The 12644-nt window shown below is 68.3% G+C and carries 12 protein-coding genes; all 12 read right to left on the reverse strand.

Annotation, left to right across the window (positions count from 1 at the left end):
• Window positions 1-38 precede the first annotated feature (38 nt).
• The 12 genes from pyrF to HWX39_RS30505 all read right to left on the reverse strand — a co-directional run bounded on the left by pyrF (window position 39) and on the right by HWX39_RS30505 (window position 12457).
• The gene (gene pyrF, locus HWX39_RS30450) at window positions 39-866 is read right to left on the reverse strand and encodes an orotidine-5'-phosphate decarboxylase (protein WP_175971373.1); all 828 of its coding nucleotides are present in this window, start codon (window positions 864-866) and stop codon (window positions 39-41) included.
• Between the two features lie 39 nt (window positions 867-905).
• Window positions 906-1967, reverse strand: coding sequence for an aldose 1-epimerase (locus tag HWX39_RS30455; protein ID WP_175971374.1), 1062 nt, complete (start codon window positions 1965-1967; stop codon window positions 906-908).
• 49 nt (window positions 1968-2016) lie between these two features.
• Window positions 2017-2823, reverse strand: coding sequence for an SDR family oxidoreductase (locus tag HWX39_RS30460; protein ID WP_175971375.1), 807 nt, complete (start codon window positions 2821-2823; stop codon window positions 2017-2019).
• A gap of 29 nt (window positions 2824-2852) precedes the next feature.
• Complete coding sequence (araH, locus tag HWX39_RS30465; protein WP_175971376.1) at window positions 2853-3869, reverse strand: L-arabinose ABC transporter permease AraH; 1017 nt, start codon at window positions 3867-3869, stop codon at window positions 2853-2855.
• 70 nt (window positions 3870-3939) lie between these two features.
• The gene (gene araG, locus HWX39_RS30470; protein ID WP_175971377.1) at window positions 3940-5451 is read right to left on the reverse strand and encodes an L-arabinose ABC transporter ATP-binding protein AraG; all 1512 of its coding nucleotides are present in this window, start codon (window positions 5449-5451) and stop codon (window positions 3940-3942) included.
• A gap of 67 nt (window positions 5452-5518) precedes the next feature.
• On the reverse strand, window positions 5519-6514 hold the full coding sequence (locus tag HWX39_RS30475; RefSeq protein WP_175971378.1) for an arabinose ABC transporter substrate-binding protein: 996 nt from the start codon (window positions 6512-6514) through the stop codon (window positions 5519-5521).
• Between the two features lie 102 nt (window positions 6515-6616).
• Window positions 6617-7396, reverse strand: coding sequence for an SDR family oxidoreductase (locus HWX39_RS30480; RefSeq protein WP_175971429.1), 780 nt, complete (start codon window positions 7394-7396; stop codon window positions 6617-6619).
• Window positions 7396-8073, reverse strand: a complete 678-nt coding sequence (locus HWX39_RS30485) for a 2-dehydro-3-deoxy-6-phosphogalactonate aldolase (RefSeq protein WP_175971379.1) — start codon at window positions 8071-8073, stop codon at window positions 7396-7398. The genes HWX39_RS30480 and HWX39_RS30485 overlap by 1 nt, the downstream gene beginning before the upstream one ends.
• Before the next feature lie 22 nt (window positions 8074-8095).
• Window positions 8096-9121, reverse strand: coding sequence for a 2-dehydro-3-deoxygalactonokinase (locus tag HWX39_RS30490; protein WP_175971380.1), 1026 nt, complete (start codon window positions 9119-9121; stop codon window positions 8096-8098).
• On the reverse strand, window positions 9118-10017 hold the full coding sequence (locus tag HWX39_RS30495) for an IclR family transcriptional regulator (RefSeq protein WP_089424455.1): 900 nt from the start codon (window positions 10015-10017) through the stop codon (window positions 9118-9120). The genes HWX39_RS30490 and HWX39_RS30495 overlap by 4 nt, the downstream gene beginning before the upstream one ends.
• Window positions 10018-10365: 348 nt before the next feature.
• Complete coding sequence (locus HWX39_RS30500) at window positions 10366-10764, reverse strand: EF-hand domain-containing protein (protein WP_175971381.1); 399 nt, start codon at window positions 10762-10764, stop codon at window positions 10366-10368.
• An 82-nt stretch (window positions 10765-10846) separates the two neighbouring features.
• Entirely contained in the window at window positions 10847-12457 is a 1611-nt protein-coding gene (locus HWX39_RS30505; RefSeq protein WP_175971382.1) for a peptidase S10, read from the reverse strand.
• Window positions 12458-12644: the final 187 nt, after the last annotated feature.

A 12644-nucleotide genomic window follows, 5' to 3' on the forward strand; every position in this document is an offset into this window, starting at 1 on the left:
CGGAACCGGCTGTCCGAGCGGGCAGCCGATGCGACCGATCAACGATGCGCGTTGATCGTGTCGCGGGTCTTCTGCGCGGCGAGCGCCGCGGCTTCAGCGAAATCCTCGCCCTTGCTCGCATACAGGATCGCGCGCGACGAGTTGATCATCATGCCGGTGCCGTCGGCCGTGCGGCCCGCGTTGACGGTCGCCTGCACGTCGCCGCCCTGCGCGCCGATGCCCGGAATCAGCAGCGGCATGTCGCCGACGATCCCGCGCACGATCTCGATTTCCTTCGGGAACGTCGCGCCGACCACGAGGCCGATCTGGCCGTTCCTCGCGTTCCACTTGTTCGCCGCGAGGTCGGCGACGACCTGGTACAGCGGCCGGCCGTTCGTGTCGAGGAACTGCAGGTCGGAACCGCCCGGGTTCGACGTGCGGCACAGCACGATCACGCCCTTGCCTTCGTGCTCGAAGTACGGCTCGACCGAGTCGTAGCCCATGTACGGGTTCACCGTGACGGCGTCCGCGCGGTAGCGCTCGAACGCTTCGCGCGCATACTGCTCGGCCGTGCTGCCGATGTCGCCGCGCTTCGCGTCGAGGATCACGGGCAGGCCCGGATGCTGGAGGTGGATGTGCGCGATCAGCCGCTCGAGCTGGTCTTCCGCGCGATGCGCGGCGAAGTAGGCGATCTGCGGCTTGAACGCGCTCGCGTATTGCGCGGTCGCGTCGACGATCTGCCGGCAGAATTCGAAGATCGCGTCGGGCTGGCCGTCGAACTGCACGGGAAAACGCGACGGCTCGGGATCGAGGCCGACGCACAGCAGCGAGTTCGTGCGCTGCCACGCGGCGCGCAGCGATTCGATGAAAGTAAGCGGGGAAGACATGGCGGGTACTCGCGGCAAACCGTTGGTAGACCGCGTATTTTACCCGCGTCGCCGGCGCGCCTCGCGTGTCGCGGCATTGCCGCGCGCATCGGCGCGCTCGACGGTGAACGCGAAACGCCGTGTGAGCCGCTCGCCGGGCGCGAGCAGCGTCATCCCGTGCGCGGTCGCGCCGCCCGGCAGGTTCACCGCATTGATCGGATGATCGACCGGCTCGAAGCAGAAGAAATCCTCGCCGGGCGGCGTATAGAGCACGTACGCGTCGGCGTCGGCCGCCACCGTCAGCGACAGCCCGCGGCGCGGCCAGCTCACCGTCGCGTGGCCACCCCAGCCGGTGAACGCATGATTGACGAGCACGGCCGGCAGCGGATACGCGACGCCGAACTGCCAGGCCGGCGGCACGCTCACGTGCCGCACCGGCAGGAAATCGGCGCCCGACAGCCACAACCCGCCGGCGGCCGCGGCCAGCTCGGTCGCGGCATCGCGCACGAGGAACGGATGCACGCCGAGCCCGAACGGCAGCCGCGTGCGCCCCGCGTTCTCGATCGTCAGCGCGATCGACAGCGTTGCGTCGTCGAGCTCGAACGACTGGATCGCGCGGAACGCATACGGCGCGCCGGCGGTGCCATCGAGCGACAGTTGCAGTGACGTGCCGGTCGCATCGTCCACCTGCCACGGTGCGAGCCAGCCGTCGCCGTGGATCGGCATCGGCTCGTCGCGGCGGTTGCGCGGCACCGCGACGCTGCGCCCGTCGCATTCGAACCGCCCGTCGCCGATCCGGTTCGAGTAAGGCAGCAACGGATAGCACGCGAGTTCGTTCGGGTCCGTCGCCGTCTCCGGATGCTCGCAGCGGCGGAACACCGGCATCAGCGCGCCGTTGTCGCCGCGCCAGTCGAAGCGCGCGATGCCGCCGCCGAGATGCGGCAGCACGTCGAGCCGCAGCGACGCGTTCGACAGCGTGACGGCTGCCGCATGCGCAGCGCCGACGCCCTGCGCGAAGGCAGCCGTCTGCGGGCCGGGGCTGACCGGCTGCGCGGCGGCGGCCAGGCGCGCGCGGCGCGACTGACTGGTGGACGACGATGCGTGCGAGGACGTGGCGGTCATGGTGAACTCCTTTCCTTCGTCGAAGAAACGATGCAGGTCGTGCGAACGGTCAGGCCCAGCCGCCGTCGACGATCACGTCCTGCGCGGTGATCATCCGGCTGTCGTCGGCTGCCAGGAACAGCGCCATCCGCGCGAGATCGGCCGGCAGCAGTTCGGCATCGAGGCACTGGCCGGCCTTGATCGCCGCGCGGCCCGCGTCGTCGAGCCACAGCCGGCGCTGCTTGTCGGTCATCACCCAGCCGGGCACCAGCGAATTCACGCGGATGCCGAACGGGCCGAGGTCGCGCGCGAGACCGCGCGTCAGCCCCTGCACGGCCGCCTTCGCCATCACGTAGACGGGATAGCCGCCGTTCTTCAGCATCCAGCTGATCGAGCCGAGGTTGATGATCGCGCCGCCGCCCTGCTGCTTCATGTCGTCGATCACCGCCTGCGCGGCGAAGAACTGGTGCCGCACGTTCACCGCGATGCCCGCGTCGAACGATTCGGGCGTCACGTCGCCGATCGCGTGGCGCGCGTCGTTCGCCGCATTGTTCACGAGCACCGCGATCGCACCGATGCGCGCGCGGATCGCGTCGATCGCATGGCGCAGCGCGCCGATGTCGGTCAGGTCGCAAGGCAGGAACAGCGGCGCATGACGGACGTGCGCGAGGCCTTCCGCCAGTGCGGTACCGGCCGCCGCGTCGAGGTCGACGAACGCGACGCGCGCGCCCTGTTCGGCGAAGTGCTCGACGAACGCCGCGCCGATGCCGGTCGCGCCGCCGGTGATCAGCACCGCGCGATCCTCGAGGCTCGGATACCGTGCATAGCGCGCGTGGCTCGCGGTGTGCGGGTCGCGCGCGGAAGTGTCGATGGTCATGCGGTTCGTCTCCGTAAGAGCAGATCGGGTCAGTCGCGGACGCCGCGGTTCTTCAGCTGGTCGAGCAGCACCGCAGCAAGCAGGATCGCGCCGCGCACGAGGTACTGGTAGAACGCGTCGATGTTCAGCAGGTTCATCACGTTCTCGACGGTGCCCATGATCAGCACGCCGATCACGACGCCCGAGATCGTCGCGCGGCCGCCCATCAGCGACACGCCGCCGAGCACGCACGCGGAGATCACGTTCAGCTCGAAACCCTGCGCGGCGTTCGGCTGGCCCGACGTGATGCGTGATGCGAGGATCACGCCGGCGAGCGCCGTCACCGCGCCCTGAATCAGGAAGATGTACACGCGCGTGCGTTCGACGTTGATCCCCGCGAGCCGCGAGGCTTCCGGGTTCCCGCCGATCGCGAGCGTGTTGCGGCCATACACTGTCTGGTTCAGCAGTATGCCGAACGAGATGAAGCACAACAGCGTGACCCAGATCGGCAGCGACACGCCGAACAGGGACAGCCCGCCGAGCGCGATGAACGTATCCGACGACACGCCGACCGCCTGCCCCTTCGATACGATGAAGCCGAGCCCGCGCACGATCTCCATCGTCGCGAGCGTCGTGATCAGCGCGTTGATGCGCAGGTACGCGATCACCGCGCCGTTCACGAAACCGATCGCGGCGCCGGCCGCAACCGCCGCGACGATCGCGACGAACGTATTGTCGGTCGCGTTCAGCACCATCGCGCACAGCACGCCCGAGAACGCGACGGTCGAGCCGATCGACAGGTCGAAGTCGCGCGACGCGAGACAGAACATCATCGTGCACGCGACCATCCCGATCTGCGAGATCGACAGTGCGAGGCCGAGCATGTTGTCGATCGAGAAGAAGTGATCGACGGTGAGCGACATCGTGATGAACATCACCGCGAAGATCGCGATCAGGCTGTATTCGGTCAGATGCTGCCACCACTTCTGGCGGTCGCTCTGCTGCGGCACCAGCGCGTCGGCCGACCGCTTCACGGCGGCGCTGCCAAGGTTTTCGTTGACTTGCATGGTTGTGTCTCCTGCTCCTGCATTGCACGGCCCGCGCCGCGCGTGTCCGATTCGATTGTCGTGCCCTGCGTCAAGCTGCCTCGACGGCGCTCGTCTGCGGCAGCGCGAGGCTCAGCACCGCGTGTTCGTTCGCCTGTTCGCGCGGCAGCTCGCCCGCGATCCGGCCTTCGCGCATCACGACGATGCGGTCGGACACGCCGAGCACTTCCGGCAGCTCCGACGACACCATCACGATCGCGCAGCCGCGTTCCGCGAGCCGGTAGATCACGTCGTAGATCTCGTGCTTCGCGCCGACGTCGATCCCGCGCGTCGGCTCGTCGAGGATCACGACCTTCAGGTCGGGCTCCGCGAGCCAGCGCGACAGGATCGCCTTCTGCTGGTTGCCGCCCGACAGGAAGCGGATCTTCTGCCGCCGGTTCGGGGTCTTGATCTTGAGCCGCTGGATGAAACGATCGGCCGTTTCGCTTTCGGCCTTGCGGTTGATGAAGAGCCCCGCGCGCAGCGAATGGCGGCGGCAGCTGATGTTGATGTTCTCCGCGACCGACGCGATCGCGATGATTCCTTCTTCCTTGCGATCCTCGGGGCACAGCACGATGCCGTGGCGGATCGCGTCGCCGGTACGCTTCACGTCGATGCGCGCGCCGTCGAGCGTCAGCACGCCCGCGCGCCGGTGATCCGCGCCGTACACGAGCCGCATCAGCTCGCTGCGGCCCGCGCCGACGAGCCCGAAGAAGCCGACGATCTCGCCCGCGCGCACCGAGAAGCTCGCGGGTTCGCGCAATGCCGGGCCGTCGACGCCTTCGGCCGCGAAGCGCACGTCGCCGAGCGCGCGCGGCGCGTAATGGTAGATGTCCGAAATCTCGCGCCCGACCATCTCGGCGACGAGCCGTTCGCGCGGCACGTCGGCCAGCGATTCGTGCGACGCGATCTTGCGCCCGTCGCGGAAGATCGTGCACGCATCGCACAGCCGGTAGATCTCGTCCATCCGGTGCGAGATGTAGATCAGCGCGCGGCCCTGTGCGCGCAGGTCGTCGACGAGCTTGAACAGCACCTCGGTCTCGCGATGCGACAGCGAGCTGGTCGGTTCGTCGAGCGCGATCACGCGCGCATTGCGCATCAGCGCCTTGCAGATCTCGACCATCTGCCGCTGCGCGATCGACAGCCGCCCGAGCTTCGCGTCGGGATCGAGATCGACGCCCATCGCGGCGAGCCGCTCGCGCACGTGGCGCTTCGCCTCGCGCTTCTTCACCCAGCCGAATGCATTCGGCAGGCGGCCGAGCAGCAGGTTTTCCGCGACCGTCAGGTCGGGCACGTACTGCAGCTCCTGGTGAATCACCGCGATGCCGGCCGCGATCGACGCGGCCGCACTCGCGAACTGCACGGGCTGGCCATCGACCAGCACGCTGCCCGCATCGGGCTGGTATTCGCCGCCGAGAATCTTCAGCAGCGTCGACTTGCCCGCGCCGTTCTCGCCCATCAGGCCATGCACCTCGCCCGCATGCACGTCGAACGAGATGCCGTCGAGTGCGCGCACGCCAGGAAAGACCTTGCCGATATTGTCAAAACGCAGTGCCACTGACACGTCGTCTCCCCACTTCCGGATCGATCGACCGCCGGCCGCCGCATCGCCGCGGCAGCCGGCGGGCCGCTTACTTCGACGCGAGCCCCATCTCCTCGCGCACCTTCGACACGTTGTCGCGCGTCGCGAGCATGCCCGTCGTCAGCGTCAGCGCCGGCGGTGCCTTGCCCTGCGTGATCCACGCGTACATCAGGTCCGAGGTTTCCTCGCCGTGGCGCTTCGGGCTGATGATCACGGTGCCGTAGAAGCCCGTCGGCTGCGGCTTCTTGAACTCGTTCAGCGCCGAATCGGAACCGCCGATGCCGATGCCGATCATGTTGTCCGCCTTGAAGCCGCGCCCTTCGGCCGCGCGCACCGCGCCGAGCACGGCTTCGTCGTTCAGGCCGTACGCCACCCAGTGCTTGAACTGCGGATTCTTCGTGAGCGCGATGTTCGCAGCGTTGAACGCGTTCTCGGTGTCGGTCTTCGCCTGCGGCGCCGCGATCACGTTCGCCTTCGGAAAGCCGGCGGCCACCAGCGCGTCGGTCGCGCCGCTCGTGCGGTCATGCGCGGTCGGCAGCTGCTCGTAGGTGATGTCGATCGCGCCGACGTCCTTCATGTCCCAGCCGCGCTTCTTGATTTCGGCCGCGATGCCGTCGCCGACCTGCTTGCCGATGTTGTACGCGGAGATCCCCATGTGCGGGACCGACTCGATCGGCTTGCCCGCGCCGTCGACGAGGCGGTCGTCGACCGTCATCATCTTCAGGTTGTGCGACTTCGCCTTCGCGACGATGCCCGGCCCGAGCTTCACGTCGGGCGTGCAGATGATGAAGCCCTGCGCCTTCTGCGCGGACAGGTTGTCGATCGCGCTCATCACCTTTTCACCGGACGGCGCGCCGATCTTCACGAGCGTGAAGCCCTTGTCCTTCGCCGCCATCTCGGCGAACTTCCACTCGTCCTGGAACCACGGCTCTTCCGGCTGCTTGACGAGGAAGCCGATCTTGACCGGATCGGCCGCATGCACGACCGGGCTTCCGATCACCACCGCGGCCGCAGCGGCCAGCGTTACGAACGTTCTGCGTTTCATCTCCAGTGTCTCCTTGTCTTCATCGAACAGGATGCAGCCGCTTGTTGGTTTCGACGCAGCGTGCGCGCGGCCGTCGCACGTGCGGTCTTTCGAATCGTTGCGTCAGTCGTGGTACAGCGCCGCGCGCCCGCCATCGACGGTGATGCGCGCGGCATTGATGAACGGCGCCTCGTCGGACGCCAGGAACACGGCCGTCATCGCGACTTCCTCCGGCCGGCCGATCCGCTTCATCGGCTGCAGCGCGAGCGTCGCGGCGCGCGCGGCGGCCGGATCAGGCTGCGCGTCCCACCAGTCGCGCGTGAGCTGCGTCTCGATGTAGCCCGGCGCGATCGCGTTCACGCGCACGTTGCGCGGCGCGTATTCGATGCCGAGCGCACGTGTGAGCCCCAGCACGCCATGCTTCGCGACCGGGTACGGAAAGCAGCCCGGGATGATCCGGAACGCATGCGTCGACGCGATGTTCACGATGCTGCCGCGGCCGCGCTCGACCATGCCTTCCAGCGCCGCGCGGCAGCCGTGCCATACGCCGTCGAGGTCGACCGCGAAGCAGCGGCGCCAGTCGTCGTCGGTCATCGTCAGCGGATCGGCGAACACGTTGATGCCGGCGTTGTTCACGAGCACGTCGAGCGGGCCGAATGCCGCCTCGGTCTGCGCGAGCGCATCGCGCACCGCATCCTGCCGCGCGACGTCCGCCTGCAGCGGCAGCACCCGCGCGCCGGCAATCTCGTGCACGATCTTGGCGGCCGTGCGCTGCGCCTGCGGGAAATCGAGATCGACGAGCGCGACGGCCGCCCCCTCGCGAACGAACGCGCGGGCGATCGCGGCGCCGATACCCCGGCCCGCGCCCGTCACCATCGCGACCTTGTCCGCAAGGCGGCCCATCATGCCGCTCCGCCGCGCGCGATGCGCAAGCCGGCCTGGAACGCGCGCGCGTTCGCCGCGGTCGCGTCGACCGACTGGCCGGGGCGGTACAGCGCCGAGCCGAGCCCGAAACCGTTCGCGCCGGCGTCGAGGAACGGCGCCATGTTGTCGGGCGAGATGCCGCCGACCGGAATCAGCGGCACCGCGCGGTCGATCACCGCGCGCCACGCCTTCACGACCGGCAAGCCAAGTTGCTCGGCCGGAAACATCTTCAGCACGTCGGCGCCGTTCGCGAGCGCCGCAAATGCTTCGGTCGGCGTCGCCACGCCCGGGGCGCTCGCGAGGCCGCGCTCGCGTGCGCGGCGGATCACGGCCGCGTCGCTGTGCGGCATCACGATCAGCGCACCGCCCGCGTCCTGCACGCGGTCGACATACTCGGCGCGCAGCACGGTCCCCGCGCCGACGATCGCGTCGTCGGGCAACGCACGCCGCAGTGCCGCGATGCTGTCGAACGGATCGGGCGAGTTGAGCGGCACCTCGACGATCCGGAAGCCGGCTTCATAGAGCGCATGGCCGTGGTCGGCCGCTTCGGCGGGCGTGATCCCGCGCAGGATCGCGATCAGCGGGCACGCGTCGAACGCACGCATCAGCGCGGCATGGGGCGCGTACGGCGCGGGCAAGGTCAGGTCGGACGGCATCGAAGCTTCCTCTGCAAACGGTTCATTGGTCGGCGCAGACAGGCTCGCCATCTGCACGCACGAGCCCGGCGCGCGACGCGATCCGCCACAGGCCGCGCTCGGTCGCATGCGCGACGACGCGGACGGACGGGTGGCCGAATGCCTGGAGCGCGTCGGCGTAGCGCGCGCACAAGCTGTCGTCGCCGATCAGCAGCAGCGGCTGGTCCGCGAGCGCGATGCCGCGCTCCGCGAGCATCGCGTCGAGCGCGTTGAGTTCATGGCCGATCAGCAGCCCGGACAGGTAGTCGCCCTGCGCATCGGGCGCGAGTCGGTCGGTCAAGCCGAGCGTGCGTGTGCTGAAGATCGTCGCGAGCAGCCCCGTGCGCTGCGCGCCGCGCGCGACCGAGACGCCGCGCACGAACGCCGCGCGATCGGGCGACGCGCCGGCGCGCATCGTGCGGCCGAGGATCGTGTGGTCGCGCAGCGCCGCGAACAACTCGCCCGTCATGAAGGTCTGGAAGCGCTCGATCAACCCGTCCCTCACCCACGCCCATTTCGCATGGGTGCCCGGCAAGCCGATCAGTAGCCCTGAACGATCGGCGCCAAGCATGGGATCGCTCGCGAGTGCACCGAATATCTGCGTTTCTTCACCGCGCATCACGTCGGGCAATTCGCCCGTGGCGATGACGCCCGGCACGATCGAGATCGTCGTGCCGCGCGACGTCGTCACCGTGATGAGGCCCGCGACGAGCGCATCGGCGCCGGCCGGCACCGCGACGTACGGCGCCTCGCGCCAGCCCTGCGCGCTGCCGACCATTCCGGCGGCGAGCACCGGCAGGCCCGGCGTGCGGTCGAGCCAGTCGCCGCACGCTTCCTCGAACACCGCGTCGAACGCGCGCGCGCCGCCGCCCGGCACATGCATCACGCCCGCCGGGCGGCTGCGCGTGTCGACGAGCGCGCCGTGCGCGTCGTACAGGTAAGCGCGCAGCGACGTCGTGCCCCAGTCGAGCGCGATCAGCGACGGCGCGGCGGTGCTGGCATCCGGAACGGGCCGGGTCGAAGTCGTCATCGTTTGATCCTGCGGGTACCCTGCGGCGGGCTCCAGCCCAGTTCCGCGGAAATGGCTCGCGCCTCGCGCTGCACGAGCGGAATCAGTTCGTCCATCCGGTCGTGCGGCATGTACGGAATCGTGCTCGCAACCGACACGGCCGCGACGATCGCGCCCGATGCGTCGCGGATCGGCGCGGCCACGCAGCGGATCGACGCCTCGTTCTCCTCGAGATCGAACGTATAGCCGCCGGCCGCGTAATGCGCCATGCGCTGCAGGAACGCGCTCGTCTCGGGCCGGTTGTCCGGCTTGAAATTGACGCCGGCAAGCGCACGCCGGGCCGCCTCGAACAGCGAGCGCCACGTGTCGGGATCTGTGTCGAGCATCATCGCCTTGCCGATGCCGGTCGATGCGAGCGGCATCCGGTGGCCGACGCGCGAGCGCATCTCGAGGCCGCGCGTGCCGGGAATCTTGTCGATGTACAGCACGTCGTCGCCGTCGCGCACACCGAGATGGATCGTGTCGAGCGTCGCTTCCGCGAGCGCTTCGAGGTGCGGCCGCGCGACCGCGGTGAGCGGCATCTGCTCGAGCGCGATCGTGCCGAGTTCGATCAGCTTCGGGCCGAGCAGGTAGCCGCCTTGCACCTGGCGCAGGTAGCGCGCCTGCACGAGGCTGCTCACGAGGCGGTGCGTGGTGCTGCGCGTCGTGCCGAGCGCGGCGCCGATCGCGCGCATGTCGCGCGCGCCGTTCGCGATCGCCTCGAGGATCGCAAGACCGCGCAGCAGCGTCTGCGTGCCGGCCTGCTGCGCAGCGAGATCGAGCGGCGTGCTGGTCGCGCCGATGCTGTCGGTCAGCGACGCATCGTCCGGCGTCGCACGCCGGGCGTCGAGGGCAAGTGTGTCGGGCATCTTGTTCATGGGGCGGGCTTCTTCAACGGAACCGGTGAAGCCGTTCGCACGATGCCGGAACTGCGTCCGGCATCGCGACGAAGCGGCGGTCGATGCACCGAATAAAGCGCCCGGCGAACTTCATGGAAGGTGTCTCCGTGTGCGTCGGGCGCCGCGCGATGCATGGGTCCGAAGCTGTCGATGTGCTTCGGATTGTAGGAGCGCACGCACTCGCCTCCAATATTTGAATGCGTTGCCCAGATAATGAGAATTCGGCGCAAATCCGCCGTGTACGCGACATAACGGCGGCTTCATGTGCACGGGGGCGGAACCCGCGCGCAGCAGGTTCCGCCCCCGTTTGCCCACCGCGCGCCGCGCTTACTGCTGGCTCGTGCTGCGTGCCTGCATGTAGCGCTGGACGTCCGCGAACGACACACGGCCGCTGCCGCCCGAGTCCATCTGCCGGAAGTGATTCGCGACATAGCCGAGGCCGGCCGCGCGCGCCTGCGATTCGGTGATCGAACCCGTGTTCTGCACGTCGGCTGCGCTGAACTGCCGCGCGAGCTTGCGCACCACCTGCGCATGCAGCGCGGCGCCCGTCGTCTGCGTGCCGGCGGTCGGCTTGCGCGCGGCCGGCGGCACGTACGGATCGCCGAGCTGCGCCTGGCGCGCACGCGCCGGCGCGGCGGCGTCGCTCGCCTGTGCGAACGCGGATACGGATGCTGCGGCGCCGACGCATGCGAGCGCCGCGGCAACGACGATGAAACGGTTCTTCATATCAGGCTCCAGTCTGGAATGAGGTCGTCGACGGCAGGCGCGGCGCCACCGCGGGCGCGCGTCGCCTGCCTTGCGCATCGCATCAGTGCGCGGCCGCGTTGTAGAAGGTCACGAGGTCGGCTTTCTCCTGCGGACGCGACGTATCGTCGAGATAGACCATGTGTCCGCCCTGATAGTCCTTGATCGTCAGGTTCGGTTGCGTCCCGAGCCGCGCGAGGTCGAGCTCGGTCTGGTAGAACGGCGTCGCGATGTCGTGATACCCGTTCAGCGACAGCACCTTCAGTTGCGGATTCAGCGTCAGCGCCGCGGCCAGATCGGGGATCGTGTCGGGCATCGCGAGGCCGTCGTGCGTCCAGTCCCACGTGTTGATCGCATTGCTGCTCAACGAATACGCCGACTGCGCGGTGTACTTCAGCTCGTTCGGCAGATAGCTGCCGATCGTGTCGGTGAACGGCTTCGTGATGAACGAGCTCGACGGATCGCCGTCCGCCGCGAGCGGGCTCGACACGGGCACGTTCACGCGCGCGTCGTAGCGGCCGATCAGCGTGCCCGGGATCAGCGACAGCTGGAAGCTGTTGTCGAAGAAGGTCGGGATCACGTTGAAGTTCGCATTCCACAGCGACTGCTTCACGCCGGTCGAATTCGCCATCGTCGTGACGAGGGTCGGCGGCGGCGGCGTATGGCTCGCCAGGTACGCGTTCACGGCGGGCGCGTAGCTGCCGGCCGTCAGCAGGCGCATCTGGTCCGCATACTGCGGCAGGCTCGACGGGTTCGGATTGTCGAGCTGGTAGTACGCGCCGACGGTGCCGTACGACGGCACGAAACCCGCGCAACTCACCGGGCTCGAGCCGTTGTTCGAGTTGCCGATGTAGTCGCTCGCCATGTCGCAGTTCGTGTTGTAGTTCAGGATCGACGACTGCAGCACGATGCCGTCGAGCTTCACGCCGGCCGTCTCGAGCAGGTTCGCGAGCACGTCGGTGCGCGGCGTGCCGTACGACTCGCCGAACAGGTATTTCGGCGAATCGTTGCGCTGGTTCACGGTCAGGTAGCGCATCACGAAATCGCGGAACGCACCGCCGTCCTGGTCGACGCCCCAGAACGTCTGGTTCGTGTTCGGCGCAATCGCTTCGGAGAAGCCGGTGCCGATCGCATCGACGAACACGAGGTCGGTCGTGTCGAGCAGGCTTTCCTGGTTGTCGACGAACGGGAACGTCGAGGTGTTCGCATTCGGGTCGCCCGTCTGGATCCGGCGCGGGCCGAACGAGCCGAGGTGCAGCCACACCGATGCGGAGCCGGGGCCGCCGTTGTACAGGAACGTGACGGGCCGCTTCGCCGCGGGCTGGTTGTCGGCCGTATAGGCGACATAGAAGAACGATGCTTCGGGCGCGCCGGTCTGCGGATTGCGCGCGACGAGGTGGCCGGCCGTGGCCGTGTAGCGGATCGTCTTGCCGTTCAGGGTGATCTGGTGATGCGTAACGGCGGCCTTTTCAACCGCGGCGGAGGCGTCGAGCGACGCGTTCGCGCTCGACGAATAACTGTTCGGATCGTTGTACGCCCTGTCCACCTGACTGGCGGGATCGGCTGAGCTGTCGGCGCTGGCAGCAGCGGACGATGTCACGTCGTCGTTGCAGGCCGTCAGAATCAGCGAAGAAAACACCACTCCCAACAACAGCTTCGCTTTGCTCGCTGGCATCGTTGCTTTCCTTCTCTCGGATGTTTTTTGTGTCGAGCAGCCGGATAAGCCGCCCCCCGCCTCGATTGCGGCCGATGAGCCGAGGCGCTGGCCAATATACGCGAGCCCGTCAGCTTTGAAAAATTTTGAAATATTTGGCTGGCGGCCGGTGCATCGCACACCTTTCAGGAATGCTTCGGTTCGCGAA

The sequence above is a fragment of the Burkholderia sp. BCC0322 genome, from assembly GCF_902833045.1.
In the GTDB taxonomy this organism is placed as follows: Bacteria; Pseudomonadota; Gammaproteobacteria; order Burkholderiales; family Burkholderiaceae; genus Burkholderia.